The sequence below is a fragment of the Merdimmobilis hominis genome (assembly GCF_016901855.1).
In the GTDB taxonomy this organism is placed as follows: domain Bacteria; phylum Bacillota; class Clostridia; order Oscillospirales; family Ruminococcaceae; genus Paludihabitans.
This window is the reverse complement of sequence record NZ_JACJKY010000002.1, coordinates 97736-124213: the sequence shown is the minus strand read 5'-3', so window position 1 is coordinate 124213 and position 26478 is coordinate 97736. Positions and strand designations below refer to the sequence as shown.

25 protein-coding genes are annotated in these 26478 nt (G+C 51.0%); 10 read left to right on the top strand and 15 right to left on the bottom strand.

Going from position 1 to position 26478, the window contains the following annotated elements:
- The first annotated feature begins 65 nt into the window (after positions 1-65).
- From H6A12_RS01925 to H6A12_RS01905, 5 genes are read left to right on the top strand one after another with little or no spacing between them, the layout of a single operon-like run.
- Positions 66-1259 carry a glycosyltransferase family 4 protein gene (locus H6A12_RS01925; protein WP_204444233.1) on the top strand — a complete coding sequence of 398 codons (1194 nt, stop codon included), beginning with the start codon at positions 66-68 and terminating at the stop codon, positions 1257-1259.
- An 18-nt stretch (positions 1260-1277) separates the two neighbouring features.
- Positions 1278-2300, top strand: coding sequence for a polysaccharide biosynthesis protein (locus H6A12_RS01920; RefSeq protein WP_204444327.1), 1023 nt, complete (start codon positions 1278-1280; stop codon positions 2298-2300).
- A 17-nt stretch (positions 2301-2317) separates the two neighbouring features.
- On the top strand, positions 2318-3430 hold the full coding sequence (locus H6A12_RS01915) for a capsular polysaccharide biosynthesis protein CapF (protein ID WP_204444231.1): 1113 nt from the start codon (positions 2318-2320) through the stop codon (positions 3428-3430).
- A gap of 23 nt (positions 3431-3453) precedes the next feature.
- Positions 3454-4584, top strand: coding sequence for a non-hydrolyzing UDP-N-acetylglucosamine 2-epimerase (gene wecB / locus H6A12_RS01910; protein WP_204444229.1), 1131 nt, complete (start codon positions 3454-3456; stop codon positions 4582-4584).
- Complete coding sequence (locus tag H6A12_RS01905) at positions 4581-5762, top strand: glycosyltransferase (RefSeq protein ID WP_345941209.1); 1182 nt, start codon at positions 4581-4583, stop codon at positions 5760-5762. The genes wecB and H6A12_RS01905 overlap by 4 nt, the downstream gene beginning before the upstream one ends.
- 46 nt (positions 5763-5808) lie before the next feature.
- Here the strand turns inward: H6A12_RS01905 and H6A12_RS01900 are convergent, their stop codons facing one another.
- Positions 5809-6696, bottom strand: a complete 888-nt coding sequence (locus tag H6A12_RS01900) for a DegV family protein (protein WP_204444225.1) — start codon at positions 6694-6696, stop codon at positions 5809-5811.
- Positions 6697-6956: 260 nt separating this feature from the next.
- Here H6A12_RS01900 and H6A12_RS01895 point away from each other — a divergent pair, with 260 nt between their 5' ends.
- Both H6A12_RS01895 and groL read left to right on the top strand, forming a co-directional pair.
- Complete coding sequence (locus H6A12_RS01895; protein WP_204444223.1) at positions 6957-7244, top strand: co-chaperone GroES; 288 nt, start codon at positions 6957-6959, stop codon at positions 7242-7244.
- A gap of 41 nt (positions 7245-7285) precedes the next feature.
- Positions 7286-8914 (top strand): chaperonin GroEL, encoded by a 1629-nt coding sequence (gene groL / locus H6A12_RS01890; RefSeq protein WP_204444221.1) that lies wholly within the window; start codon positions 7286-7288, stop codon positions 8912-8914.
- Between the two features lie 74 nt (positions 8915-8988).
- On the opposite strand, the gene H6A12_RS01885 is transcribed toward groL, so the two are convergent.
- The 9 genes from H6A12_RS01885 to H6A12_RS01845 form a co-directional block, all read right to left on the bottom strand.
- Positions 8989-10170, bottom strand: a complete 1182-nt coding sequence (locus tag H6A12_RS01885; protein WP_204444220.1) for an NAD(P)/FAD-dependent oxidoreductase — start codon at positions 10168-10170, stop codon at positions 8989-8991.
- Between the two features lie 100 nt (positions 10171-10270).
- Entirely contained in the window at positions 10271-10429 is a 159-nt protein-coding gene (locus tag H6A12_RS01880; protein ID WP_345941208.1) for a ribbon-helix-helix protein, CopG family, read from the bottom strand.
- 21 nt (positions 10430-10450) lie between these two features.
- On the bottom strand, positions 10451-11503 hold the full coding sequence (locus H6A12_RS01875; RefSeq protein ID WP_204444219.1) for a Gfo/Idh/MocA family protein: 1053 nt from the start codon (positions 11501-11503) through the stop codon (positions 10451-10453).
- Positions 11504-11524: 21 nt separating this feature from the next.
- Positions 11525-12496 carry a sugar phosphate isomerase/epimerase family protein gene (locus H6A12_RS01870; protein ID WP_204444218.1) on the bottom strand — a complete coding sequence of 324 codons (972 nt, stop codon included), beginning with the start codon at positions 12494-12496 and terminating at the stop codon, positions 11525-11527.
- 22 nt (positions 12497-12518) lie between these two features.
- On the bottom strand, positions 12519-13241 hold the full coding sequence (locus tag H6A12_RS01865; RefSeq protein ID WP_204444216.1) for a sugar phosphate isomerase/epimerase family protein: 723 nt from the start codon (positions 13239-13241) through the stop codon (positions 12519-12521).
- A gap of 18 nt (positions 13242-13259) precedes the next feature.
- Positions 13260-14057, bottom strand: a complete 798-nt coding sequence (locus tag H6A12_RS01860) for a sugar phosphate isomerase/epimerase family protein (protein ID WP_204444214.1) — start codon at positions 14055-14057, stop codon at positions 13260-13262.
- Positions 14054-14653, bottom strand: coding sequence for a uridine kinase family protein (locus tag H6A12_RS01855; RefSeq protein WP_204444212.1), 600 nt, complete (start codon positions 14651-14653; stop codon positions 14054-14056). The genes H6A12_RS01860 and H6A12_RS01855 overlap by 4 nt, the downstream gene beginning before the upstream one ends.
- On the bottom strand, positions 14643-15734 hold the full coding sequence (locus H6A12_RS01850; protein WP_204444210.1) for a Gfo/Idh/MocA family protein: 1092 nt from the start codon (positions 15732-15734) through the stop codon (positions 14643-14645). The genes H6A12_RS01855 and H6A12_RS01850 overlap by 11 nt, the downstream gene beginning before the upstream one ends.
- A gap of 64 nt (positions 15735-15798) precedes the next feature.
- Positions 15799-16806: a substrate-binding domain-containing protein gene (locus tag H6A12_RS01845; RefSeq protein ID WP_204444208.1), complete on the bottom strand. Its 1008-nt coding sequence runs from the start codon at positions 16804-16806 to the stop codon at positions 15799-15801.
- Between the two features lie 190 nt (positions 16807-16996).
- Here H6A12_RS01845 and H6A12_RS01840 point away from each other — a divergent pair, with 190 nt between their 5' ends.
- The 3 genes from H6A12_RS01840 to H6A12_RS01830 all read left to right on the top strand — a co-directional run bounded on the left by H6A12_RS01840 (position 16997) and on the right by H6A12_RS01830 (position 19855).
- Positions 16997-17449 (top strand): hypothetical protein, encoded by a 453-nt coding sequence (locus H6A12_RS01840; protein ID WP_204444206.1) that lies wholly within the window; start codon positions 16997-16999, stop codon positions 17447-17449.
- Positions 17450-17597: 148 nt separating this feature from the next.
- The gene (locus H6A12_RS01835; RefSeq protein ID WP_204444204.1) at positions 17598-18827 is read left to right on the top strand and encodes a 6-phosphofructokinase; all 1230 of its coding nucleotides are present in this window, start codon (positions 17598-17600) and stop codon (positions 18825-18827) included.
- Complete coding sequence (locus H6A12_RS01830) at positions 18824-19855, top strand: transglutaminase domain-containing protein (RefSeq protein WP_204444202.1); 1032 nt, start codon at positions 18824-18826, stop codon at positions 19853-19855. The genes H6A12_RS01835 and H6A12_RS01830 overlap by 4 nt, the downstream gene beginning before the upstream one ends.
- Before the next feature lie 40 nt (positions 19856-19895).
- Here H6A12_RS01830 and H6A12_RS01825 read toward each other — a convergent pair whose 3' ends face one another.
- From H6A12_RS01825 to H6A12_RS01805, 5 genes are read right to left on the bottom strand one after another with little or no spacing between them, the layout of a single operon-like run.
- A complete protein-coding gene (locus tag H6A12_RS01825) occupies positions 19896-20711 on the bottom strand; it encodes a LicD family protein (protein ID WP_204444200.1) in 816 nt (271 codons plus the stop codon).
- 12 nt (positions 20712-20723) lie between these two features.
- Positions 20724-22148, bottom strand: coding sequence for a lipopolysaccharide biosynthesis protein (locus H6A12_RS01820; RefSeq protein WP_204444198.1), 1425 nt, complete (start codon positions 22146-22148; stop codon positions 20724-20726).
- A 16-nt stretch (positions 22149-22164) separates the two neighbouring features.
- Positions 22165-23157 carry a glycosyltransferase family 2 protein gene (locus H6A12_RS01815; RefSeq protein ID WP_204444196.1) on the bottom strand — a complete coding sequence of 331 codons (993 nt, stop codon included), beginning with the start codon at positions 23155-23157 and terminating at the stop codon, positions 22165-22167.
- On the bottom strand, positions 23157-24590 hold the full coding sequence (locus H6A12_RS01810; RefSeq protein WP_204444194.1) for an O-antigen ligase family protein: 1434 nt from the start codon (positions 24588-24590) through the stop codon (positions 23157-23159). The genes H6A12_RS01815 and H6A12_RS01810 overlap by 1 nt, the downstream gene beginning before the upstream one ends.
- A 60-nt stretch (positions 24591-24650) precedes the next feature.
- Positions 24651-26468, bottom strand: a complete 1818-nt coding sequence (locus H6A12_RS01805; protein ID WP_204444191.1) for an aminotransferase class I/II-fold pyridoxal phosphate-dependent enzyme — start codon at positions 26466-26468, stop codon at positions 24651-24653.
- Positions 26469-26478 lie beyond the last annotated feature (10 nt).

The window sequence follows — 26478 nt, the reverse complement described above, 5'->3', positions numbered from 1 at the left end:
TGCGAAAACAGGTGCGCTGTAGTAAAATGAAATTACAGTATTATGCAGATCGGAAGGGTTCTATTTTGAATATTTTGATTGTGTCGCAGTGTTTTTATCCCGACAATTTTCGGATCAACGACATTGCGCAGTCGCTTGTTTCGATGGGACATCAGGTGCGGGTGCTGACCGGACTGCCCGACTATGCCACCTCGAAGGTGCCCAAGGAATACCGGTGGTTTCGCCGCCGCAGAGAATCGATAAACGGCGTGCAGGTTGTCCGCGTGCCGATTATCGCACGGCACAAAGGTGTGCTGTTTCGTGCGCTCAATTACGCATCGTTTGTTGTGTCCTCGTGGCTCTATGCGTCGTTTTGCAAGAAAAAGGACATCGACGTGATTTTCTGTTATCAGACATCGCCGGTGCTTCAGGCATATGCGGCAAGACGGTTAAAACACCGCACCAAAAAGCCGCTCGTGCTTTACTGCTGTGATCTGTGGCCCGAGTCATTAAAGGCGTTTCATGTCGGCGAATCACATCCGCTGTTTCGTGCCGTGAAACGAATCAGCCGCAAGCTTTACCGGGCGTGCGATAAAATCGCTGTCACCTCAGCGCCGTTTCGCACATATCTCACCGATTTGTGCGGCGAGGATGTCAATGACCGCATTTTTGATCTTCCCCAGCATGCGGAGGATTTGTATGCGGATATCTGCGGCGTTTATGAAGAAAATGAATGTGTGGATTTCTTGTTCGCGGGAAATATCGGCGCGGTTCAGAATGTGGACTGCATCATCAAGGCAATTCCCCACATTCAAACGGACAAGCCGTTCATGGTGCACATTGTAGGCGACGGCTCGGAGCTTTCTGCATGCAAAGAACTGAGCGAATCGCTTCATGTGACGGATCATATTACGTTTCACGGGCGGTTTCCCCTTGCGGAAATGGAGCGGTTTTATAAGCTTGCCGACTGTTTTCTGCTCACACTGCGCGGCGGCGATTTTATCGGCATGACACTGCCGGCAAAAGCGCAGGGATATTTAAGCGCCGGCAAACCGATTGCAGGTGCGATTGACGGCGCCGCCGCACAAATGATCGAAGAATCGGACTGCGGCGAATGCGTGCGTGCAGGCGATGCAGAAGGTCTTGGCGCTGTCATGCAAAAGATCATCGAAAACCCGGAACAATACCGGAAAAAAGGCGAAAACGGCCGGGTTTACTACGAACAGCATTACACAAAAGAAATCTTTATGAATACATTTATCAAATTGTTGGAGGAATAAGTCATTATGGCAGAATCAATTTTTAACGGAAAAACACTGCTCATTACCGGCGGCACCGGCTCGTTCGGCAACGCGGTATTAAAACGCTTTCTCGACACCGACATTAAGGAAATCCGTATTTTCTCGCGCGATGAGAAAAAACAGGACGACATGCGCCACGCCTACAACAACGACAAAATCAAATATTATATCGGCGACGTCAGAAATCTCCAGAGCATCAAAAATGCGATGTATGGCGTCGACTATGTGTTCCATGCCGCGGCATTGAAACAGGTGCCGTCGTGTGAGTTTTTCCCGCTTGAAGCCGTGTATACAAACGTCATCGGCACGGATAACGTGCTGACCGCCTGCATCGAATGCGGCGTCAAAAAGGTCATTTGCCTTTCGACCGACAAAGCCGCATATCCGGTCAATGCGATGGGTACGTCCAAAGCAATGATGGAAAAGGTGTTTGTCGCAAAATCGCGCACCGTTTCGCCGGAGAAAACGCTCATCTGCGGCACACGCTACGGCAACGTCATGTGCTCGCGCGGTTCAGTCATTCCGCTGTTTATCGAGCAGATCAAAGCAGGCCAGCCGCTCACCGTCACAGAGCCGTCTATGACCCGGTTTATCATGAGCCTTGAGGAAGCAGTGGAGCTTGTCATTTTTGCATTCGAGCATGCAGAGAGCGGCGATATCATGGTGCAGAAAGCGCCGTCGTGCACCATCGAAACACTCGCACAGGCAGTCAAAGAGCTGTTCCATGCAGACAATCCGATTAAAATCATCGGCATCCGTCACGGTGAAAAAATGTATGAAACACTGCTCACCAACGAGGAGTGTGCGCATGCGATCGACATGGGCAATTTCTACCGTGTGCCGGCGGACAAGCGTGACCTAAACTACGAAAAATACTTCAAACAGGGCGACGAAAACCGCAAAACGCTCGTCGAGTTTGACTCGAGCAATACCGAGCTTTTGACAGTCGAGCAGGTCAAAGAAAAACTGCTGTCGCTTTCTTATATTCAGGATGAGATTGCCGCATGGGAGCAAAAATGAGCAAAGGAGCAAACAACATGAAGATCCTCATTACCGGTGCAAACGGATTTGTGGGCAAAAACTTAAAAGCGGAGCTTTTAAACCGCGGGTTTGAGGTGCTCTCGTATGACATCGACACCGACCCTGCTTTACTCACGCAATATGCCGCATCGTGTGATTTTGTATTTCATCTGGCAGGTGTAAACCGCCCGAAAACGGACGACGAATTCATGAAGGGAAATTTCGGTTTTACGTCGACTTTGCTCGATGCGCTCAAAGCCGCAGGCAACAAAGCGCCGGTGATGCTCGCCTCCTCGATTCAGGCAGAGCGTCAGAATCCGTACGGCGAGAGCAAAAAAGCCGGCGAAGATCTTCTGTTCGCTTACGGAAAGGAAACCGGCGCGCCGGTGCTTGTATACCGCTTCCCGAATCTGTTCGGCAAATGGTGCCGCCCGAACTATAACAGCGTCATTGCAACGTTTTGCCACAACATTGCGCATCATGAGCCGATCACCGTCAATGACCCGTCGGTGAAGCTGACACTGTGCTATATCGACGATGTGGTGGACGAGCTCTGCCGTGCCGTTTCGGGCAATCCGACGCGCGACGGTGATTTCTGCTGTGTGCCGGTTACGCATGAGGCAACACTCGGCCTCCTTGCATCGCTTATTGCCTCGTTTGCTGAAAACCGCAAAACGCTTTCTCTTCCCGATCTGTCCGATCCGCTTATAAAAAAGCTCTACAGCACCTATTTAAGCTATCTGCCTAAGGACGAATTTTCCTATCCGCTTACGATGCACAAAGACGAGCGCGGCTCGTTTACGGAGATGCTCCGCACGCCGGACCGCGGACAGGTGTCTGTCAATGTGGCAAAACCGGGCATTACAAAGGGCAACCACTGGCATCACACGAAAAACGAGAAATTTTTAGTCGTGTCGGGTGAGGCATCGATCCGCTTCCGTAAAATCGACAGCGACGAAGTGATCGAATACCGTGTAAGCGGCGAGGAACTGACCGTCGTCGACATTCCCACCGGCTATACCCACAGCATTCAAAACATCGGACAGACCGATCTTGTGACCGTCATGTGGGCAAACGAGCCGTTTGACCCCGAAAAACCGGATACGTTCTTTTTGCCGGTCATCGAGTAAGCAGAGAAACGGAGAGAATACGAATGAATAAGTTAAAAGTCATGACCGTTTTGGGCACACGGCCGGAGATCATCCGTCTGTCGGCGTGCATCAAAGCGTGCGACAAATACTTTGACCATATTTTGGTGCACACCGGCCAAAACTGGGACTACACCTTAAACCAGGTCTTTTTTGAGGACCTCGGCCTGCGCGAGCCGAATTATTATTTAGACAGCGTCGGCAAACATTTAGGCGAAACAATGGGAAACATCATCGCCAAATCGTATGAAGTCATGGAAAAAGAGCGTCCGGATGCCGTGCTGATTTTAGGCGATACCAACTCGGCGCTCGCGGCAATTTCGGCCAAACGGTTAAAAATTCCGATTTTCCACATGGAAGCCGGCAACCGCTGCTGGGACTGGAATGTGTCCGAGATGATCAACCGCAAGATCGTCGACCATATTTCCGACATCAACCTCCCCTATACCGAGCATTCCCGCCGCTATCTGTTGAGCGAGGGCATCGACGGCAAGACGATTTTTGTCACCGGTTCGCCGATGCGCGAGGTTCTGCGCGATCATATGGACAAAATCGAAGCAAGTGATGTGCTCGAGCGCATGAATCTGACGGCGGGCAAATATATCTTGGTTTCCGCACACCGCGAGGAGAATATCGACAACGAAGCGCATTTTCTCTCGCTGATGAACGCGGTCAATCGCATTGCCGAGCGGTATCAGATGCCGGTCATCTATTCGACCCATCCGCGCAGCCGCAAATTCATCGAACAGCGCGATTTCAAATTCCATCCGCTCGTGCAAAGCTTAAAGCCGTTCGGCTTCATGGATTATAACAAGCTCCAGATGAACGCATACTGCGTGCTGTCCGACAGCGGCACCTTGTCCGAAGAATCGGCAATGCTCCACTTTGCAGGCGTGCTCATCCGCACTTCGACGGAGCGGCCGGAGGTGCTCGATAAAGGTTCGGTCGTCATCGGCGGCATTACGGGCGACGACGTTGAACAGGCGCTCGAGCTGGCGGTTTCTATGCGTGAAAACAACGAAGAAGTCGTCATGGCGGAGAACTATGCCGATACAAACGTGTCGGTGAAGGTCGTCAAGCTCATTCAAAGCTATGCAAAAATCGTCAACATCACCACATGGGGGAAAACGATGTGAAGCTTTTGCAAGTCAATTCCGTCTGCGGTTATGGCAGTACGGGACGGATTGCCGCCGATCTTGCCCGCGCGGCAAAGAAAGACGGCTTTTTATGCAAAATCGCGTATGGACGCGGCACAGCGCCTGACGACTGCGATACCATCCGCATCGGTTCGGAGATTGGTGTGAATCTGCACGGCGTGCTGTCGCGTATAAGCGATAAACACGGGTTTTATTCGACACAGGCGACCCGTGCGTTTTTAAAAGAGGCGGATGCGTTTTCCCCGGATCTCATTCACCTGCACAACATCCACGGCTATTATGTGAATATCGAACTGCTGTTTGAATGGCTTCAGTCGCAGAATAAGCCGGTTGTGTGGACACTGCACGACTGCTGGGCATTTACAGGACACTGTGCGCATTTTGACCGGATCGGCTGTGAAAAGTGGAAAACCGGCTGTCATACCTGCCCACAGAAGGGCGAATATCCGGCGAGCATGGTGTTTGACCGTTCGGCATGGAACTATGCGCAGAAAAAGCGGCTGTTTACGTCGCTTGAAAATTTGACGATCGTCACACCGTCTGCGTGGCTTGGTTCCCTTGCATCGCAGTCGTTTTTCAAAGATACGCCGGTGCGCGTCATCGAAAACGGAATTGACCTCTCGGTCTTTCATCCGGTACACGACGCGCCGCTTTCCCTGCCGAAGGGCAAAAAAATCGTCCTCGGTGTGGCGAGCGTGTGGACGAAGCAGAAAGGCTTTGACGATCTGATTGCACTGAGCGAATTGCTCGATGATTCCTTCTCCGTCGTCATCGTGGGTGTGACGCAGGCGCAGAAAGATGCACTGCCCGAGCGGGTGATTGGCATCACGCGGACAAACAATGCGCATGAGCTTGCCGCGCTGTATACGGCGGCGCACGCGTTTGTGAACCCCACTTATGAAGACACGTTCCCGACGACCAATTTAGAAGCACTCGCCTGCGGCACGCCGGTCATCACCTACCGCACCGGCGGCAGTCCTGAGAGCATCGACGACACCTGCGGCATGGTGATCGAACAAGGAAATGTGAAAGCACTCGCGGATGCTGTGCAGTCGGCTGCGTTTTCAACAGAGGCGTGCGTTTCGCGTGGAAAATTATATGACAAAAACGAGCGGTTTTTAGAGTATCTTTCGCTTTATCATGAACTGCTTGCATAAAAAAATCCTGTTGGGATGTCCCCAACAGGATTTTTTATTTTGCATATCAGAGCTTTTTCTCACTGCGGTCATTGCCGACAAAGAACAGCGCCACCGTGCCGGGACCGGAATGCGTGCCGATGACCGGGCCGATCGGATTGATGATCTTTGTTTTGATGCCGTATTTGTCCTTGACTTGTTTTGCGACATATTCGGCATCCTTTTCACAGTCACCGTGCGAAATGAATACGTACGGGTTCTCCTGTCCTTCAATTTTCGTGCCCATTTTGGCAACCAATGCATCGAGCGAAGCTTTTCTGCCGCGGACTTTGCCGATTGGAATCAGGTGTCCCTCCTCGTCGACGTGGAGCACCGGTTTAATACCGAGCATTGTGCCGAAAATTGCCGCCGTTTTGGAAACACGGCCGCCGCGGTACAGATGATGCAGATCGTCGACCGTGAAGTAATGGCAGACGTTTTGCTTGACCGATTCTGCATAGTCGGCGAGTGCGTTTGCGTCGATGTCCGGTTCGCCGGCTTTGCGTAACACAAGATCGACAAACAAACCCTGTCCCATTGACGCACACAGCGAATCGACACAGCGGATCACTGCGCCGTCATAGGCGGGGAGAATTTCGTCGCGTGCAATGCAGGCGTTTTGATAGGTGCTCGAAAGTCCCGACGAAAAACCGAGATATACCACGTCTTTTCCGGCTTTTAATGCGTGTTCAAAAAAGCGGCAGAGCGTGTCGGGCGGGACTGCCGCTGTTTTTGCCATCGAACCGGATTTTAATTTTTCATAAAACAGATGCGGATTTAAGGAATGTTCAAATGTTCCGTCATAATCGACGTCATCGATCGTATACATAAACGGAACGACGGGAATGTTGTTTTTCTCATAGTAACTCTGCGGGAGATCGCAGGTCACGTCGGTCAGGATGACAAACTCACGCATAAACGACACCTCTTTATTCTTGCTTTTTTCTTTTATTATATCGGAATCACAGAAGGAATTCAACCAAAAAGCGAAAAAATCTTCGTCAGATTCGATAAACAATAAATATGTAAAAGAGTGTTAATTATAAAAAATGACGATTAGCAAATTGTTCATAAAGTACGGGTTGATTTTTCACAAAAAATCACTACAATAGATATCAGTTAGCACTCGACGATTCAGAGTGCCAAAAACAAACTGATTTTTCAGGAGGAGATCTTATGAATATCAAACCGCTGGCAGACAGAGTCGTCATCAAAATGACAGAAGCAGAAGAAACCACAAAAAGCGGCATCATCTTGGCGTCGACCGCAAAAGAAAAACCGCAGATTGCAGAAGTTGTTGCAGTAGGCCCGGGCGGCGTTGTCGACGGCAAAGAAGTAAAAATGGAACTTTGCGTCGGTGACAAAGTGCTCATCAGCAAATATGCAGGCACAGAGGTAAAATTAGACGGCACAGAATACACCATCCTGCGTCAGTCCGACGTGCTCGCAAAAATCGAAGGCTAATCCTATATTTGAATTTTTAAAATAGAAAGGCAGATTGCACTATGGCAAAACAGATTATCTACGGCGAGGAAGCAAGAAAAGCACTCCAGTCCGGTATTGACAAATTGGCAGACACCGTAAAAATCACACTCGGCCCGAAAGGCAGAAACGTTGTTCTCGACAAAAAATTCGGCGCACCGCTGATTACAAACGACGGCGTTACCATCGCAAAAGAAATCGAGCTCGAAGATGCATTCGAGAACATGGGCGCACAGCTCGTCAAAGAAGTTGCAACCAAAACAAACGACGCAGCAGGCGACGGCACTACAACTGCTACCCTGCTTGCACAGGCTCTCGTCCGTGAGGGTATGAAAAACGTTGCAGCAGGCGCAAACCCGATGGTGCTCAAAAAAGGCATCCAGAAAGCAGTGAACGCAGCAGTGGAAGCAATCGTGAAAAACTCGAAAACCGTTTCCGGTTCGCAGGATATCGCACGTGTTGCAACCGTTTCCGCAGCAGACGAGAACATCGGCAAGCTGATTGCAGAAGCAATGGAGAAAGTCACCGCTGACGGCGTTATCACCATCGAAGAGTCGAAAACAGCAGAAACCTACAGCGAAGTCGTTGAGGGTATGCAGTTTGACCGCGGCTACATCTCGCCGTATATGTGCACCGACACTGACAAAATGGAAGCAGTCATCGACGATGCACTGATTCTCATCACCGATAAAAAAATCTCGAACATTCAGGATCTGATGCCGCTGCTCGAGCAGATTGTCAAAACCGGTAAAAAACTCGTCATCATCGCAGAGGACATCGAGGGCGAAGCACTGGCTACCCTGCTTGTCAACAAACTGCGCGGCGTGTTCACTTGTGTTGCTGTCAAAGCACCGGGCTTTGGTGACCGCAGAAAAGAAATGCTGCAGGATATCGCAATCCTGACCGGCGGCGAAGTCATCAGCAGTGACTTGGGCCTTGAGCTGGCTGACACCACTTTGGCGCAGCTTGGCCAGGCAAAACAGGTCAAAGTACAGAAAGAAAACACCATCATCGTCGACGGCGCTGGTGATTCTGATGCAATCAAAGCAAGAGTCGGCCAGATCCGCGCACAGATCGAAACAACCACTTCGGACTTCGACCGTGAGAAACTGCAGGAGCGTCTTGCAAAACTGGCAGGCGGCGTTGCAGTCATCCGCGTCGGCGCAGCAACCGAGATCGAGATGAAAGAGAAAAAACTCCGCATCGAGGACGCACTCGCAGCAACAAAAGCAGCTGTTGAGGAAGGCATCGTTGCAGGCGGCGGCACAGCTTGCCTGAATGCAATTCCGGCAGTGGCAGCACTCGTTGACTCCACCGCAGGCGACGAGAAAACAGGCGTCGCAATCGTTTGCAAAGCACTCGAAGAGCCGGTTCGCCAGATCGCGAAAAACGCAGGCCTCGAGGGCAGCGTCATCATCGATAAAATCATCACCGCAGACAAAGTCGGCTACGGCTTTGACGCATACACCGAGACCTACGGCGACATGATCGAAGCAGGTATCGTTGACCCGACAAAAGTCACCAGAAGCGCACTCGAAAACGCAGCTTCCGTCGCTTCCATGGTTCTGACCACCGAGTCGCTCGTGGCAGACATCAAATCGGAAGAACCGGCTATGCCGGCAGCTCCGGGCGGAATGGGCGGCATGTACTAATCCCCCGCTTCTAAGATAAGCCAAGCAAACAGAAAAAACGCATTGTTTCATATGAAACAATGCGTTTTTTGTCGTTATTTGAGCATTCCGTCATACAGATGAAACGGATGAGAGCCTACACACAGCGATGATACAATCGGTGCGGTGACGAATGCGGCTGTTAAAATATCGGGCGAGCCGGGCGACAGTACAAAGACACCGTCCTCCTCTTTGGCGGGTGCACAGTACGGAAGGCCATTCGGTGCTAAGAGATAGTTTTCGCTCGTGCGCACATCCGGGAATGATGGACGTACACCGCATAGCATCTCACCGCACTGCTCTTCAAGCTGTGTATAGCATGGTGCATCAGGCGAATCCTTGACCGGAGAGGACAGCACGGACGAAATGACAGCGACACGGTCGTCATGGGTGCACAGAATCATCGGCTGACCCATCGCAGGCAATAAGACAGGTTTGTCTTCGTATCCTGAAAAGTCGGATACCGGCGCAGAAACCGCCATACGCACGACACGTGTAATTTTTGAAAGTGACGGTGCAAACGACCGCGGCACTTCCCCTGCGCAGACGATGCGTTTTGCTTTGAGCTGACGCTGTGATTCGGTTGTGAGAACAAAACGGCCGCAGGAGCCGGTCAGAAGCGCCACAGGCGTGTGTTCGAATACACGGGCACCCAGATTCACGGCTTCCACCAAGAGCGTATGAGCGAGCGCACAGGGGTCGCAGACGGCGCAGGCGTGCGGGAGCATCAGCGCACTGCTGCACGAAACGGAAGTGATGTCGCGGAGCGTGTCGGCGTTCACCCATTCGACGGCAAAGCCGTTGTGGCGGCGGATGCGGTATTCTTCCTCCAAGAAGGACTGCTCCATGCGGTTTTTGGCGAATAAGAGTGCATCCCGGCGGACAAACGGAATGTCGTGGTGCTCGCAGAATGATGCAAGCAACTCGATTGCGTCCTGATAGTCATGGAATACGCGTACGGCATTGGCGGTGGTGATGCGTTTTGCAAGGCGGGAAAGCGACGCGGCGGCAAGCCGTGTCATTGCGGGCGGAAACGACACATCCTCCGCACCGATTTCGGCAGGTGCAAGCAGTGTGACGTCCACGCCTTTTTTTATAAGCTCATAGGCAGTGAGGCATGCGGCAAGCGCGCCGCCTAAAATCACGGTATTGCACGATGCATTTGCCTGCATCCACGGATACTGCGGGATGTCTTCGCTTAACGTCCACGGCGGACGGGTGTAAACAGACGGTTTCAAAACAGACCATCTCCCTTTTGTTTTTTAAAAGTAGTATGGGGAGAAACACGTTTATTTATGCGACAAAAAGAAAAACGCCCCGTTTATACGGGGCGTTTGTTCATTTGATTTTTGTGTCGTGTTTTTGCAGATAGGCTTTTAGCACAAGGTTAATATATTGCGAAAGGGAGCGGTCACAATCCTCCGCAAGAACACGCAGCTTTTTGACGATATCCTCATCGAGTGTAATGCTGACTTTTTGTTTTAGCGGTTTCATCATGCGCTCCTTTCTTTCTGCCTATTACGCTTCAAACGGCAAAACCTGATTCAGTTCCGCCGAACGCAGTGCCGTTTCCATCACACGCATCACGCGCAGGAGCTCGTCGTGTTTGATGAGCTGTTCTTCCCTGCCCTCGATGGCAGCCATGACGTTGCGATAGAAATCTTTGATGTCGGAATCGACTTTGACAACCGGCTCGGTGTGAATCGTGTCATCGGTGCGCGGCGCCATTGTTTTGGTGAGACCTGCCGCAGTTTTGACCGGAACAGCATCGTTTTTGTCCCAGTCGGTGATGCGCACGATTTTGCCGTGAACCAAAAAGTCGTCGATCTGCACACTGCCGTTTTCGCCGAGCATATACCAGCGCGGCAGTTCGATGAAGTTGCTGGTGCCGACTTCAAGCAGTGCGGTTTTGCCGCTCTCGAAGGTGAGAATCAGCGTAAAGCCGTCATCGACTTCGTAGTTTGTGACGTGGTTTACTTTGCAGTAAATCGAGGTGATCTTCTCTTTGACCATCAAAAGCATCTGGTCAATGATATGAACGCCCCAGTCGAGCATCATGCCGCCGCCGTGCTCTTTTTTGCCGCGCCAGTCGCCCGGAATGCCGCGGGAGCCGTGCACGCGCGATTCAATGTTGAACACATCGCCGAGTGCGTTTTCGTCATACAGCTTTTTGACAGTCAGAAAATCCTCATCCCAGCGGCGGTTCTGATGCACGGTGAAAATCTTGCCGGTGCGTTTCGATGCGTCGATCATTTCGAGCAGATCTTCGCTCGAAAGCGTGACCGGTTTTTCGCTTACAACGTTTTTGCCGGCTTCCATTGCTTTGACTGCAATCGGTTTGTGGCAGTCGTTCGGTGTGGAAATTAAAATCATGTCGACGGTTTCGTCTGCGAGCAGTGCGTCAAGGCTCTCATATGCGCGGTAGCCGAGTTCGCGTGCCGCTTCCTGACGTTCTTCTTTGATATCGAACATGCCGGCGATTTCCAGGTTTTCAATGCCTGATTCAATCAGCTCACGGTGCCAGTTGCCCATGCCGCCGAAGCCCACAATGCCAAGTCTGTGTTTTGCCATGGTCGTTTTGCCTCTTTTCTCTTATGCCCACCACATTGCGCCGAGCTTTTCGTGGGTCAGTACTTCTTGTAAAAAGTCGATTGCTTTGGTAAGACCTTCGTTGACGGACATGAGCGAATCCTCATGCTCGATCGAGAGGACGTGGTCATAACCGGTCATGACGAGGTTCGAGATCATGTCTTTCCAGTATGCGTAGTCGTTGCCGTAGCCGCAGGAACGGAAGATCCAGCTTCTGTTGATCTCGTCGCCGTAGTGTTTCGTGTCGAGCACGCCGTTTGCCATCGTGTTATATTTATCGACTTTCGTGTCTTTTGCGTGGAAGTGGAAAATAGCGCCCTCTTTGCCGAGAATGCGGATTGCATATGCCGGGTCAATGCCCTGCCAAATGAGGTGCGACGGGTCGAAGTTGACGCCGATTTCCTCGCCGACAGCCGCACGCAGACGGAGTGCTGTCTCCGGATTGTAGACACAGAAGCCCGGATGCATTTCGAGTGCAAATTTATGTACGCCGTGCTGTTTTGCGAATGCAACTTTCTCTTTCCAGTACGGGATCAGTTTTTCGTTCCACTGCCAGTTGACTACCTCGGTGAAATCTTCCGGCCACGGGCAGACGACCCAGTTCGGATGTTTCGAGGTTTCGCAGTCGCCCGGACAGCCGGAGAAGCAGTTGATGACCTCGACGCCCAGTTTTTCTGCGAGCAGAATGGCGTCGGTCAGATCGTCGTCGAACTGTTTTGCGATCTCTTTGTTCGGATGGAGCGGGTTGCCGTGTGCCGACAAACCACTGATGATCATGCCGTATTTTTCGATTGTTGCTTTGAATTCATTGAGTTTTGCTTCATCGTTTAAGAGCACTTTCGGGTCAGCGTGTGCTTTGCCCGGATAGCCGCCGCAGCCGATCTCGACTGCCTCGATGCCCTTCGGTTTTAAATATGCCAATACTTCATCCAATGGTTTGTCGCCCATCAGATTGGTCAATACACCAAGTTTCATACTGTTACGCTCCTTTTTTTCCTCACAGGGATGTTACATATGCAAAGTCTGCGCGGATGGCTTCGATCTGCTCATCTTTTTCTTCGGTGGCTTCGCTTTCGACGACTGCCCACGAAAAATCGTGCGCTTTTGCGTAGTCAAACACTGCTTTTAAATCGACATTGCCTTTTCCGGCAAGAGTGCCCTCTTCCATTGTGCCGTCTTTTGCATGGAAAATGCCGGTGCGGCCCTCATAGAGGGACAGATATTTGATCGGGTCTTCGCCGCCGCGGTATACCCAGTAGACGTCGAATTCGAGCTTTAACTCCGGCACTTCTTCTGCGAGAATATCGATCAGATACTGATCTTCGTCTTTTGCGAATTCGTGGTTGTGGTTGTGGTAGTAAAGCTCCATGCCTGCCGCTTTAATTTTCGGCAGTGCTTCTGCCAGTTGTTTTGCAACTGCGCGGGTGTCTGCCGCTGTTTTGATATCCGACCACGGGCAGATGATACGGTGGTTGCCGATTGCTTTGTGGAATGCGATCATGTTGTCGGTATCGCCGCAGATTTCTTCAAGCGGGATGTGCGCGCCCATTGCGCAAAGACCGGTTTCTTTGAGCCAAGCGGCAACGTCGTCTGCGCTGTGGCCGAAGAAGCCTGCAAATTCCACACCGTCATAGCCGATGTCAGCAACGGCACGCAAGCCTGCGTGAAGATCCTCTTTGCACAGTGTGCGGATCGCATACATTTGTACGCCGTATTTCATGAAAAACACTCCTTACTCTTAAAACATCAGGCTGCGGATATATTTGATTGTATATTCCACACCCTTGTCGCCGAGCTCGCCCTGCCATACCGGCGAGTGCGGCTCGATGGACAGTGTTCCGTCATAGCCGTTTGCATAGAGCACTGCCATAAATGCACCCCAGTTTGTACCGTCTAAACCTGCCGGCGGATCGTCAAACCGCTCGCCGTCGATCATGAGGCTTCCCTTGATGTGCACATGTGCAAACCGTTTGCCCCATTTTTTCATCTCGGAAAGATAGTTCTCGCCGTTTGCATATACCGAATGCGACGGGTCGTATTTGATCCACAGGTCTTTAAGATGGCCGTGAATGACGCTCCATGCCGGATCGGAGTGGATGAAGTTGCCCCAGTGGCAGTTGCAGGTTGCAATTTTAATGCCGAACGGTTTTGCAAACTCAATCAGTTCCGAAAGATAGTTGATTGCACAGGTGTAGTTTTCATAGAGCGAAAGCTCCTCGACATAGTCGACACCCAGCACATAAACGCCGCAGCCGAGTGTTGCTGCCGCTTCGATGAGCGTGTGGTCGGCAATGCGTTCAGCCTCGTTGACGCTGCCGTCCGGCAGAGTTTTTTTGCCTGCCCAGCGGCCGACCGAGCCGGTGAACAGACCCAGTTCATCGAGGTTTTTCTTGATTTCGGCAGCGCGTGCGCCAAACTCCGCATAGCGGTTGTCGGCGTCTGCATTGACGCAGAATTCCACAAAATCAAGACCGAGTGCTTTTACTTTTTCAAAGCTTTCGCGTTCAAAGCTGTAGCTGATAATTCCAAGTTTCATGTGGGTTCCTCCCTCGTTTTCCTTGATGAAAGGCGGGCAGCGATGGCATCGCACAGCCAATCGACGCCCCGGTGCCGGAATGTACCGGATAAAATGAGATCTGCGCGGTTTTTGGTGGGTTCGACAAGCTCGTCGTGGCGAAAACAAACGGTGTCCAAATATCGGTCGGTGATTTCGTCAAACGTCTGCCCCATTGCCATATGGCGGCGGATGCGGCGGCAAAACCGCTCCTCTGCACGCAGATCGACAAAGACGGACAAGTCGCTTTGTTCGTAAATTTCGGGAAAATAGAGCGCAAACAGTCCCTCGACCAAAACCAAATCGTAAGGGCTCATAAATGCTTCCTTGCAGTCGGCAAACAGCCGCGGCAGTTCGAGCGTATCCGGGTGGTTATGCTCGGGATAGACCTTTTTCGTAAACGGTGCAGTAACGTTAGGCGGGTTTTTCTTAAAATAGTGATCCATATGGAGCACACGCACATGAAGGTGCGAAAACCGTTCCTCGATCCGATTGCACAGCGTCGTTTTCCCCGAACACGTCCCGCCGCCGACCGCGACGATCAGCGGGCGGGCAGTGCGGCTTTGATCAGTCTTCATTGTTCAAATAAACCGGTTTGCCTGTTTTTGCAGATTCGTAGATTGCTTCGAGAATCTCGGTGACGACAGCTGCCTGCTCCGGCAAAACGGTGAGCGGCGTACCTTTTGTGATTGCGTTGATCCAGGTGCGGCACTCGAAGTCCTGCGGCTCGCCGCCCAGGTCACCGTCAAAGTAGTCAACGCCGCCGGACTGCAGGTTCGGCTCTTCGACATACTGTTTGTTGTATTTGACGCCGTTGATGCGCAGGCCGCCTTTCATGTCTGCACCTGCTTTTGTACCGCAGAGCGATGTTTTTGCCTCATCCACGTCGAGGGAATTAAGCGCCCAGGAGGACTCGAGGATGATGGTTGCACCGTCTTCCATGGTAATGAAGCCGAATGCGGAATCCTCAACGGTGAATTTCTCCGGATCCCAGTCGCCCCAAGCGTTGCCTGCTTCTTTCTGATCACCGAGTTTTTTGTAGGTGGTGCCGACAACCATTTTCGGTTTGTAGTTGTTCATCATCCACAGGGTTAAGTCGAGTGCGTGGGTGCCGATGTCGATCAGCGGACCGCCGCCCTGCTCGTATTCATTTAAGAATACGCCCCAGGTCGGAACGGCACGGCGACGGATTGCGTGTGCTTTTGCGAAGTAGATCTCGCCGAGCTCGCCGTTTTCACAAGCGCGTTTTAAGTACTGAGAATCCGGACGGTAACGGTTCTGATAGCCGATGGTGAGGATTTTGCCGGTCTCTTTTGCAACTTTGACCATCTCTTTTGCTTCGGCATATGTTTTTGCCATCGGTTTTTCGCACATAACGTGTTTGTCTGCACGCATTGCGTCGATCGAGATAAAGCTGTGCGAACGGTTCGGTGTCAGCACGTGAACTGCATCGATTGTTTCGTCTTTTAACAGCTCTTTGTAGTCGGTGTAGACTGCTGCGCCTTCAACACCGTATTCTTTTGCGGCTTTCACTGCGCGTTCTTCAATGATGTCGCAGAATGCAACAAGTTCTGCCTCTTTGACTTTTTTGAGCGCCGGCAGATGTTTGCCGTTTGCAATGCCGCCGCAGCCGATGATACCAATTCTGACTTTTTCCATGATAAAAACCTCTCCTTTTTTATAGACGAGCCGGAAATGTTCCGGCGTTTAATGGACGTTTGGTTTAAGTATGCTTTTCCACCGAGTTTCGCTCGATGATCTCGTGCGGCAGTGTGATTTTCACCGCACGGTTTTCTTCGCCGCGCATCGCGTCAAGCAGAAGCGATGCCGCTTTGTAACCGATTTCATAGCGCGGCTGCTGCACCGTTGTCACAGCGGGCAGAAACGCCTTTGAAATTTCGGCGTTGTCGAATCCCATGACGGAAATATCGCCGGGAACGGAAATCCCTGCTTCGACGAGTGTGCGGATCGCACCGATTGCGCACGAATCGGAAATGCAGAACACCGCGTCAGGCAGTTCTTTGCAGGATATAAGCCGCTTTGCTGCGCGCACGCCTGCGTTGATTGAAAAGCCCTCTTCGATGATCCAGTCGGGATTCGGTGTGAGTTCGTAATCGGAAAGCGCTTGCAGATAGCCGTCCTTGCGGCAGATCGACGACGAAAGCGTGTCGCTCGCACCGAAAAACGCAATCTGCTTGTGCCCGTTTTGAATGAGGTACGAAATTGCGTCATAGGCGGCCTTTTTATTGTCGATCGAAACCGACGCCGCTAAAAAGCCGTCCCGCGGCTCGCACGCCTGTACCACAGGAATCCCGCGGCATGCTTCGGTGAGCGCTGTGCCCTCCTGCTCCGCCGATAAAAACACCGCACCGTCGACAAGCTTCGTCTGCAGCAGCGTGATTGACTGCTGTTCGAGTACGGGATCACCGTGTGTCATGCAGAGCATCACGCTGTAATGCTCCTTTGCGGCGCATTCCTCAATGCCGCGCACAACCTGCGAGTAAAACGGGTTTGAAATCGTGTTTAAAAGCACAAGGATTTTTTTCGTTGCGCCCTGCCGCAGATTCCGTCCTAAGAGATTCGGCGAATAGTGAAGCTTTGCGATGGCGTCCTGCACGCGAAGCTTTGTCTGCGGAAGCACGTTTGCCTCTTTGTTCAACACGCGTGAAACGGTTGCCACCGATACGCCTGCAAGCTTTGCCACATCTTTGATCGTTGCGATGATCCTCACCTCCCAAAGCGTTCATGTAATCCGTTACATCACGCGTTTAGAATAGCACAGAAAATCCAATTTGTAAAGAACATTTTGAGAAAAAAACAAAACATTTTTTTGGTGAGCAAGCCGGCAGAAAAAACACACTTGTAAACGGCAGAAAAACACGTTATACTTTAAAAAAGAGGAAAAAAGAGAGGGATGCTTTATGCGTGTTTGTCCGAAATGCGGCACGGTGAATAAAAACGAGCGTGTAACGTGTGCGGAGTGTCAGTCGTATATCGGTGCGGTGGAAATGACCGGCGACAGCTCATATGTCAAACAGAGTGTGGAGGCGGTGGCGAAAAAAACACAGCGGAAAAATCTGATTCATATGATTTTGTTTATTGTCATTTATCTTTCGCTTGGCGCATGCATGATTCCGGCGTGTCTTGCGGCACACGGAAATCTGAACCGACTGCTGATTCTTTTGCCGTTTTTCATTCCGTGCGGAGTGCTGTTTTTCTTCCCGTATGACCGGGTGTATCGGGTGATTCTGCGTAAACGCGGCAAGCCGGATCGTTATTTAAGCGAAAGCTGGACGATTTTTTTCCGCGTGCTGGCGTGGCTTTCGCTCGTTGTGATGTATGTGCAGTTTTATGATAATCTGGCGCGTGTCTGAGCACGGCAGCAATTTATTTGAAAAAATATAGGGAATGTCATGATTTTTGATTCGACATTCCGTCAATTCCTTGCGCAACTTGTTAAAAATAAGTATACTGAAGAGTAGTAACGGATACAATGAAACGAATACATTGCGTGGAGGAATTATGAAACAACATATTCTGATTGGATTGTCCGGCGGCCCGAGTGCTGCGATCAATGCGTCGATGGCAGGTGTGATAAAAGCCGCAGTGGAGTCATCGCATTACGACAAGGTATACGGCGCGCTGCACGGCGTTGAGGGCGTGCTCGCCGGTGAAATTATCGACCTTTCCCCGTTTTCCACAGACGAACAGCTTTCCTTGCTGGTTCAGACCCCTGCGATGGCGCTCGGTTCCTGCCGCAAAAAGCTTACCCCCGATGATTTTCCGAAAGTGGAAGAAGTGCTCTGCCGCTATGAAATCGGCGTGTTTTTCTATATCGGCGGCAACGATTCGATGGATACGGTATTAAAACTCAGCCGGTATTTAAAAGAAAAAGGCTCTCCGATTCAGGTGGTCGGCGTGCCGAAAACAATCGACAATGACCTGCCTGTCACAGACCACACACCGGGCTTTGGCAGCAGTGCGAAATATCTGTACCACACAATGCACGAGATCATTCGCGACAGCGAGATCTATCCGGTGAAAAACGTCGTGATCGTCGAGATCATGGGCAGAAACAGCGGCTGGCTTACGCTTGCAGGCGGACTTCCGATGTTTTTGGGCGGCGTGTATCCGCAGATTGTGTCCATTCCGGAGACCCCGTTTGATGAGTGTGCGTTCCTTGACACCATCCGCGAGGAATTAAAAACGCGCCACACAGTCATCTGTGCAGTCAGTGAGGGTATACGTACAAAAGACGGCAGCTATGTCGGCATGGAAACAAAGAGCGGCGCCGTCGACACATTCGGCCATGTATATTTAAGCGGTGTCGGCAAATATTTGGAGATGCTCGTTTCGCGTGAAATCGGCTGCAAAGTGCGTTCGATTGAGCTGAATGTGCTTCAGCGGTGCGCATCGCATTTGGCGTCGAAAACAGACCTCGACGAGGCGGTTTCGATCGGCAAAGCGGCTGTCAAAGCAGCAGAGGACGGAAAAACCGGCATTATGATGGTCTACCGCCGTACAAGCGATGCACCGTATACGATTGAAATGGATGCAGTCGATGTTGCACAGGTTGCAAACCTTGAAAAGAAAGTGCCGGAGAAGTGGTTTAATCTGTACGACGAATCGGTCAAACAGCAGATCTGCACGTATCTTTTGCCGCTCATCAAAGGCAATGTGACACCGATCTGTGATGAAACCGGTATCCCGCGCTATGTGAACATCCGCTCGATTCACGAGGAAAGAGAATGATGCGCAGACTGTGTTTGCGGCTTGTCTGTTTACTGACTGCCGCTTTGCTGACAGGATGTGCGGGAACGACTCAAATAAAGGACGAAAAAAACCCCGACTGTTTGAAACGAAACAGTCGGGGTTTGTTACATGCGGCGGAGTCGTTTGCGCCGTCTGTTGTACTCACGGAAACGACGCCTGCGGAAGTATCGGACATATTTTCTGATCTCCTTCGATGCCGTGCCGATTTATTCTGGCTGTCGCCTGATTACCACTATGAAGCGCAGGGCAAAACGGTGCGCGTCTTTTTTTCATATCGGATGGAGCAGGCACAGGCCGAGCACACAGCACAGCAGCTAAAACAGCGCGCCGACGAGATCATCTCGTCGGTGAGTGCATCGCTGCCGGTGGTGGAACGCACGCGGCTGCTTCATGACCGGCTGATTGCGTCGGTGTGTTATGAAACGGGCGGGTCGGATATGCCGCTTTTTGATGCGCTGATGACAGGCCGTGCGAACTGCGAGGGTTATGCGCGTGCGCTTCAGTATCTGCTGATGCGTGCGGGCATTTCGGCTTACTATGTCACCGGCGATGCGGACGGCCCGCATGCATGGCTGATGGTGCAGGACGAAAACGGTACATGGGCGCACGTAGATCCCACATTTGACGATATCGTGTGTACGGACGGGACATCGTTTGGCTCCTATGCATATTTTTGGCTCAATGACCGCGACATCTCGCGCACACACACGCTTTCTGATACTGGCATTCCCTATCCGGCAGCCGACACAGAATCGTATCCCGGCATGGTGCATGCGGGCGATCCGGATACGTTTGCACAGACGGCACGAACGGCACTCACACAGTCATCAGCGCACGGAAACGGTGCGGCGGAGATTTTGTTTAGCAAGGGCGTCAACGAGAACACCCTTTCCCTGTTAGATCAGGCAGTGATGCAAGCGGCTGAATCGTTCGGCGTGACGGTTGCGCGGCGGGTCACATCAAAAAACAGCCGCATTATTTCGTATGCAATCAAAACTGTGCAGTAAAAACACCGGCGCGGATATTCCCGCGCCGGTGTTTTGCTGTTTATTTGATTCGATATGCCGTGAAGGTATGCTGTGTCACCTGTTTTTCTTTGGGCGGCGGTGTCATATAGTCGCCGTAAACGGTGCGCAGGAACAAGTCGTACTGCGCAGGAATATAAACCATCTCCGACTCAAACGGTGCAAGGATTCGTTCTTCATAGACCTCATGCGGCATTGCGGTGCAGTTGAGCCCTGCAATCGCCGACAAATGAACGAGCTTTGAGGTGTCATACGGATAGGACGAAAGCAGTTTGGTCTGCTTTTTGACAAAATAGCGCGGGCCAATGAGCCGTGCAAACGGGACAGTCAGATATTTTACGATTGTGCGTGCAAGGCTCTTGCCTTTTGTAAGCTTCATCGATGCCATCTGAACAAGCATCCAGTTGCGGTTAATCTGTTTTTCATACGATGCATATGCCGGATCGTTCGGATCGAGTGTGCCGTCAATCGGGAAAATGTCGATATAGACGCCGAGCGAACTGCCCGGTGCCACGAGTGTTTCAACCAGACGGGTGTTTGTGTCAATCACTTTTGCAAACGGATACGGATATTTTGCGTCGTTTTGGTGGCAGACGGTTTTAACATGATCGCCGAATCCGTTTAACGTCAGCGATACAAATTTCTCATAGTCAGGACGCGGCATCATGACGTCGATGTCATCGTCCCACGGAATAAATCCCTTGTGACGAACAGCACCCAGCAGCGTGCCGTAGGTCAGCGTGTAGCGCAGGTTGTGTGCTTCGCAGAACGTGTGAAACTGCTTGAGGATATCAAGCTCGATCTGCTTTAATTCATCCAATGTAAGTGCCTGATTCATGGTAAAACTCCCCTATTCTGACCGGTTATGACGTCTTTTCATCATGGATAGAAGCTTTGCATATGCAATGCGGACGTAGTCTTTAAACAAAAACAGCGTAATTGCCGCAGCGATTACGAACATGAGAATGTCGAGCCAGATGCTGCTGTACAAATAGACCACGGAGAACAGCACGCACAGCGGAATCATATACAGCAGTGACTTCCAGCCGAACCGCAGCGGAATCGACTGTTTGATAAACAGAATCCGGACAAAATCGCAGACAAAATAGCCGCACAGCATTGCAAGTGAAGCCGCCTGCACGCCGATCAGGTCAATGAGCAAAACGGCGATCACGACGTTTACGGTGCAGGCGCACAGTGTGGAGACAAAAATCGTCTGATTTCGTTTGTAGGCGGTTAAAATATTGCCCAAAAACGTGCTCATGATGCTCACAATCGTCGCGAGCATATAAAGCGGAATGATGGCCTTGACCGGACCGTATGTGCCGCGGATAAAAAACGGGAAAATGATCGAAATAAACGGCATCAAGAGCAGATAGCCGCAAAACAGCGCTTTTGCGTAAAGCTGTACAGCCGTCGAGTAAAACGCACAGGTTTCCTTGCTTTGGTCGGATTTGTTGAATGCAAGCTCCTGCCATGCCATCGAAAAACACGAGGTGACAAGGCTGATCATGACGGCGAATTTGCCCGCCATGCCATAGTAGCCGGTCTGTTCACTGCCAAGCTGTGCAAAGACGAAAATCGTGTTGAAGCCGTTTAGCATCCAGTAGCACGCGGAGTTGATGCACAGCGGCAGAGAAAACCGCAGAATCTGACGAACCAGTTCTTTTTTGATGCCGGCGGATTTAAAGTTTGCAAACAGGCGGACCTTTGCTTCGAGAATGATGCACTGAGCGAAAATACCCAGCACATATGCGATGTACAGCGCGCTGTAATCGAAGTTTAACAGCAGTACGAGCACAAATGTCACACCGGCATTCACAAGCGTTGATACAATGCCGGATACGGCAAACAGCGAATTGTTTCCGAGCGCGCGGGAAATATAGCTGTAGAGATTCTGGAAGCACAGCGACGCGCCGTATAACAGCACAAGCCATGGATATGTCATCGGAGAAAACGCGTTAAAGATGAAAAACGCGCCGATATACAGTGCCAGAGAAGAAACAAACAGCACGATGCCGCTGTAAATGACCTGATACTGTTCCTTTTTCGATTTGTAATCGAACATAAAGCGCATGATGCCCGCCCAAACGTCCAAAAACAGGACAGAGGAAATGAGCGTGGCATACGAACAGCTGGTGTTATAAATACCGAAATCGGCTTCGGGAATGTTTGATGTGAGAATCGGCAGAAGGAAAAACGTGATGATTTTTGTGCCGACACTGCCGAACAGATAGATGACCGTCGATTTCGCGATTTTTTTGATTTCGTTCATACGTTTCCTTTCTGAATCAATGCAGTTTCTTTTTCAGATGGAATGCCATGCAGATGGCGCGCAGATAGCACCGTACGCCCAAAAAGCGCAGAATCGGCAGAAACGGCCGGTGTGTGCGCTGTGCGGAATGGGCGCAGATATCTTTGTGTGCGGCAAACAGCTCGATGGCTTTTTTGCGGTCGCATTTGTCCATGTCGTAAATGGAAGTTGCAATATTGACATAGCCGCGTGCAAGCCGGCCGGTCATCACCGGCGACGAAAGCGGCAGACCGTCGGCGGACGCAAAAAACGAAAACCAGCGGGTATACATCTTGTAACTGCTCTCATAGTGCGAGAGATTTGCTTTTTGGTGAACGAGCGAACCGGACACATCGATGCGGTAGAGATACATCGTATTGTCTGCGGCGCCGAATGTGCGCGCATGCAAAAACGCATCCAACAGCCAGTTGCCGTCCTCGTTCATGCTCATCGTCTCGTCAAACAGCAGATTATGTGTGATGAGCATCTCTCTGCGGTAGACATTCGCCCAGATTGCCCACGGGAAATCGGGCCAGGTGCCAAACAGATACGAAAGCGTGTGATCTGCATCGGTCAGTTTTGAGGCATCGAACGAATAGTCGCTTCCCGGCTGTATCGTGTTGTTTTGATACGTCTGATAGTTTTGCAGGATGATATCGGCGTGCGGATTTTTTTCAAGATACTGTGCAAGGCGCGAGAGGCTGTTTTTAAAAAGCAGGTCGTCGCCGTCGAGCCAGACGATATATTCGCCTTTTGCGGCGAATAGTCCTGCGTTGCGCGCCGAGGAAACGCCGCCGTTTTGCTTGTGAATCACACGGATGCGGTCGTCCTGTGCGGCACATTCGTCGGCGATTTGACCGGAACGGTCTTTTGCGCCGTCATCCACCAGGATAAGTTCCCAGTCGTGAAAATCCTGGGAGCGCACAGAATGAACCGTCTGTGCAAGATATGCTTCCACCCCATAAACCGGAACGATGATCGAAAAAAGCATCAGCGCGCCTCCTTTTTTTCATGCAGTCTGCGTGCAAAAACAGCGGGTGAAGTGCGGCAAAAACAGGTGTGCAGGAAAAATCCCGTCACAGCGAAGAATGTGACAGCGGCGGGCGTGTTTGCGAAAAACAGTGTCGATTCAAACGTGCCGTATACACCGATGCAAAGGATTGCCGCGAGCAAAAACAGCAGTTCAAAGCAGATTGTGCCCTCTTTTTCCTGCTGCGCACGCATCGCTTTTGTGAAAGCAGTGAAACAATACACAAGAATCAGAATAAAAATCAAAAATCCGAAAATACCGATGCTGATGAGCAGCTGCAAGTAGCTGTTGTGCACACCGCCGCCGTCAATGCCGTTTAAATTGGCATCGGGTACGGTTTCGCGCACTGCCTGTGCAATATTGCGCGGTCCTACGCCGAACAGCGGATGCCGTGCGAACGTTTTGAGCCCGGAAGTGAGCAGCAGCATACGGAATGAATCGGATGCTTCCGCGTTTTCTTCGGTGCGGTTTGTGTCAGGCGGTGTCTGGGTGCTTCCGTTTGAGGATGAGCTGCCTCCTTCTTCGGACGAAAACCACGACGAAACAGTCGTCTCAATGGTGTGGCCAATCTGCGGAAGCGCTTGTCCGGCATAGGACATCGCCTGAAAAACAAGCACGCCCGAAACCATGATGAGCGCCGCGCAGCCAATCGCCTTTTTGAGATTTTTTGAATACCGGCGCGCCGCATAGATGCACGGCATCAGCGCGATGAATACCCCCATCATCACGAGAAGCGACCGTGAACCGGACAAGCCAATGAGCGATGCTTGCAGCAGCATATTTACGATCATGAGCGCGCGGAATTTATGAAAAAGCATCCAGTATAAAAAGCTCAGCAGAATGGACATCGCGCAGATAAAGCAGTTGTTCGGGTTATAAAACAGTCCCGTAAAACGCGAAGTCGTTGCTTTGAGCGGGTAGATATTCAAAAACTGCATGACAAGGCATGCGGCGGCAACCGCGAGGGTTACAAGCACGGTTGTGAAAATGATGAGTGAAAACAGCCGTCTGGCCTGTTCTTTTTTGGAAGAAGCAATGACATAACAGCAGAAAAAGACCTGCAGGCCGCACGAATACCACGCGGAAAGATTGCTCACGATGTTTTGCGGGACATGAATCAGAATGCTCACCACGGAAACAGCAAAAAACGACACGATGAGATAGAAAAGCAGCCACAGCCGGTTGCTTTTCTTCGAAAATGATTTTTGCCGTACAAGATGTACTGCCATCAGCGGCGCGCCCCATGCATAGAGGATGAGATTCAAAACGGAGCAAAGCGCCGGCGGGAAGATGATCAGATACTGTGCAATCATCACAGCGGTCAGTGCGCACACGAAACCTTCTGTGCCGAAGATATGGGAACAAACGGAAAAAATCTTGCTGTTTTTATTCAAATAATAGGCACCTCTTTAAATAGATAAAACGAAACAAATAACAAAACGAACGAGCAGCAGTTACTCACTTAACAGCTGTTTGAGTGCGCGGACGAGCACATCATTTTCTTCGGGACGTTTGACGGCAATGCGGATATACTGTCCGCCGTCAAAGCCGCGTTTTGTGCTCAAGTCTTTGATGAGGATGTTGTGCGCACACAGCAGATGCTCGGTGACTTCTGCGGCGGTGTGCGGCGGCAGAATCTCGCACATCAGATAGTTTGCCTGCGAATCGATGACGCGCAAGCCTTTGATTTCGCGCAGTGCGGATACATAGTCACGGCGCACGTCATAGAACCGGCGCAGTGCAGCTTGATAGTCTGATTGATATTTTTCCGCAATCTGCATATAAAATTCGCCGAACGAGTTGATGTTCCAGATCGCCACATCCTGTTTGATAAACGAAATGAGCGATTCGTCGGCGCTTGCTAAAATGCCAAGCCGCACGCCCGGCACACCGTACGATTTCGAGATACTTTTGACGACAATCAGCTGCGGATACGAGAGAAGAAGCTCGGTCGATAAGAGCGACGGGGACTCCTCTTTATCACAGAAATCGACGAACGACTCGTCCACGATGAGGCGTGTGCCGGTTTCCTCCGCCCATTTTGCGAGGCGCAGGACATCGGCTTTTTTAATATAGTTGCCCGACGGGTTGTCCGGGTTGATGAGTGTCAAAACGCTGACCGGGTGCGCGGTGTAAAACGCGATCAGATCATCCGCCGTATACGAAAAATCGCTGTTTTGCGGCATAAACGGGACAATCTCCTCGCCCGCTCTGCGGTTTGGATATTCCTCAAAGGTCGGGAAAATCACGCCGATTTTTCCGGACAGCTTGGTCATGAGCGATTTAATGAGCTCTGCCGCACCGTTTCCGACAACGACATGCGAAGCCCGCAGACCGAACAGTTTTGCGGCAAGCAGGCTGTTGACGCGCATGCCCGACGGATAGTTGGCAATAAGCACTTCGAAATTCGCTTTGATTTCGTCCATCAGCTTCTGGCACGGATAAAACGGATTGACGAGATAGCAAAAATCAATCAGATGCGGATAACGCCAATAGCCGCCGAACCGGCTCTGAAGTTTTTTGAGGCGGTCTTTATCGTTTGTGAAGATCGACTCTGCAATGTCTAAATCCTGAACGTCGTCGATTTCGTACCATGCTTCGTCGTGCAGGCGGATTGCTTTGATGTCCGGTTTGTCGAGCAGGGTAATGACTTTTAATACCTGTTCGTAATATTCGTTGTTGCCGAGCGCTTTGCAGTATGCCTCCAAAAACGGCACATAGTGCGAACGCGAAAACTCTTTTGAGAATTTATAGATATTGACCGTTTTATAGTAGTTTTTGATGTCCTCAAAGCGGAATTCGTTTTTCGAACGGAAGCGGACGATGTTGTCCTCATCGTCGAGCTCGACGACTGTGCCGTCCATCCAGCTTTCAAATTTTGCAACGAGTGCCAAAGACGGCTGCGGGTCGTTTACAATGCGGTCAAGCACCGCATCCTCAAAGACAAGATCGGATTCGAGCAGGAGTGTATCCTCGTTTAAGAGATGGTCTTTTGCGAGATACAGCGAGTAGATGTTGTTTGTCTTGTTGTAGATCTTGTTTTCGACAAATTCGATCGGTGTTTTGACCGAAAGGGTTTTTATATATTCTTTGAGCTTTTCGCCCTCATAGCCGACGACGAGAATAATGCGGTTTAAACTGAGGCGGTCAAGCGATGTGAGCATCCGCTCAATCATTGTAACGCCGTTTACTTTTACCATACATTTGGTTGCGTTGTTTGTCAGTTCTTTTAATCGTTTGCCCATTCCGGCAGCCAAAATAATCGCTTGCATTGATTCGTCA

Excerpts from the sequence above, each read along its gene's own strand:
- H6A12_RS01915 (WP_204444231.1), top strand. The coding sequence starts at position 2,318 with ATGAAGATCCTCATTACCGGTGCAAACGGATTTGTGGGCAAAAACTTA.
- wecB (WP_204444229.1), top strand. The coding sequence starts at position 3,454 with ATGAATAAGTTAAAAGTCATGACCGTTTTGGGCACACGGCCGGAGATC.
- H6A12_RS01900 (WP_204444225.1), bottom strand. The coding sequence starts at position 6,696 with ATGCGTGAGTTTGTCATCCTGACCGACGTGACCTGCGATCTCCCGCAG.
- H6A12_RS01895 (WP_204444223.1), top strand. The coding sequence starts at position 6,957 with ATGAATATCAAACCGCTGGCAGACAGAGTCGTCATCAAAATGACAGAA.
- groL (WP_204444221.1), top strand. The coding sequence starts at position 7,286 with ATGGCAAAACAGATTATCTACGGCGAGGAAGCAAGAAAAGCACTCCAG.
- H6A12_RS01880 (WP_345941208.1), bottom strand. The coding sequence starts at position 10,429 with ATGATGAAACCGCTAAAACAAAAAGTCAGCATTACACTCGATGAGGAT.
- H6A12_RS01875 (WP_204444219.1), bottom strand. The coding sequence starts at position 11,503 with ATGGCAAAACACAGACTTGGCATTGTGGGCTTCGGCGGCATGGGCAAC.
- H6A12_RS01870 (WP_204444218.1), bottom strand. The coding sequence starts at position 12,496 with ATGAAACTTGGTGTATTGACCAATCTGATGGGCGACAAACCATTGGAT.
- H6A12_RS01865 (WP_204444216.1), bottom strand. The coding sequence starts at position 13,241 with ATGAAATACGGCGTACAAATGTATGCGATCCGCACACTGTGCAAAGAG.
- H6A12_RS01860 (WP_204444214.1), bottom strand. The coding sequence starts at position 14,057 with ATGAAACTTGGAATTATCAGCTACAGCTTTGAACGCGAAAGCTTTGAA.
- H6A12_RS01855 (WP_204444212.1), bottom strand. The coding sequence starts at position 14,653 with ATGAAGACTGATCAAAGCCGCACTGCCCGCCCGCTGATCGTCGCGGTC.
- H6A12_RS01850 (WP_204444210.1), bottom strand. The coding sequence starts at position 15,734 with ATGGAAAAAGTCAGAATTGGTATCATCGGCTGCGGCGGCATTGCAAAC.
- H6A12_RS01840 (WP_204444206.1), top strand. The coding sequence starts at position 16,997 with ATGCGTGTTTGTCCGAAATGCGGCACGGTGAATAAAAACGAGCGTGTA.
- H6A12_RS01835 (WP_204444204.1), top strand. The coding sequence starts at position 17,598 with ATGAAACAACATATTCTGATTGGATTGTCCGGCGGCCCGAGTGCTGCG.
- H6A12_RS01830 (WP_204444202.1), top strand. The coding sequence starts at position 18,824 with ATGATGCGCAGACTGTGTTTGCGGCTTGTCTGTTTACTGACTGCCGCT.
- H6A12_RS01825 (WP_204444200.1), bottom strand. The coding sequence starts at position 20,711 with ATGAATCAGGCACTTACATTGGATGAATTAAAGCAGATCGAGCTTGAT.
- H6A12_RS01820 (WP_204444198.1), bottom strand. The coding sequence starts at position 22,148 with ATGAACGAAATCAAAAAAATCGCGAAATCGACGGTCATCTATCTGTTC.
- H6A12_RS01815 (WP_204444196.1), bottom strand. The coding sequence starts at position 23,157 with ATGCTTTTTTCGATCATCGTTCCGGTTTATGGGGTGGAAGCATATCTT.
- H6A12_RS01805 (WP_204444191.1), bottom strand. The coding sequence starts at position 26,468 with ATGCAAGCGATTATTTTGGCTGCCGGAATGGGCAAACGATTAAAAGAA.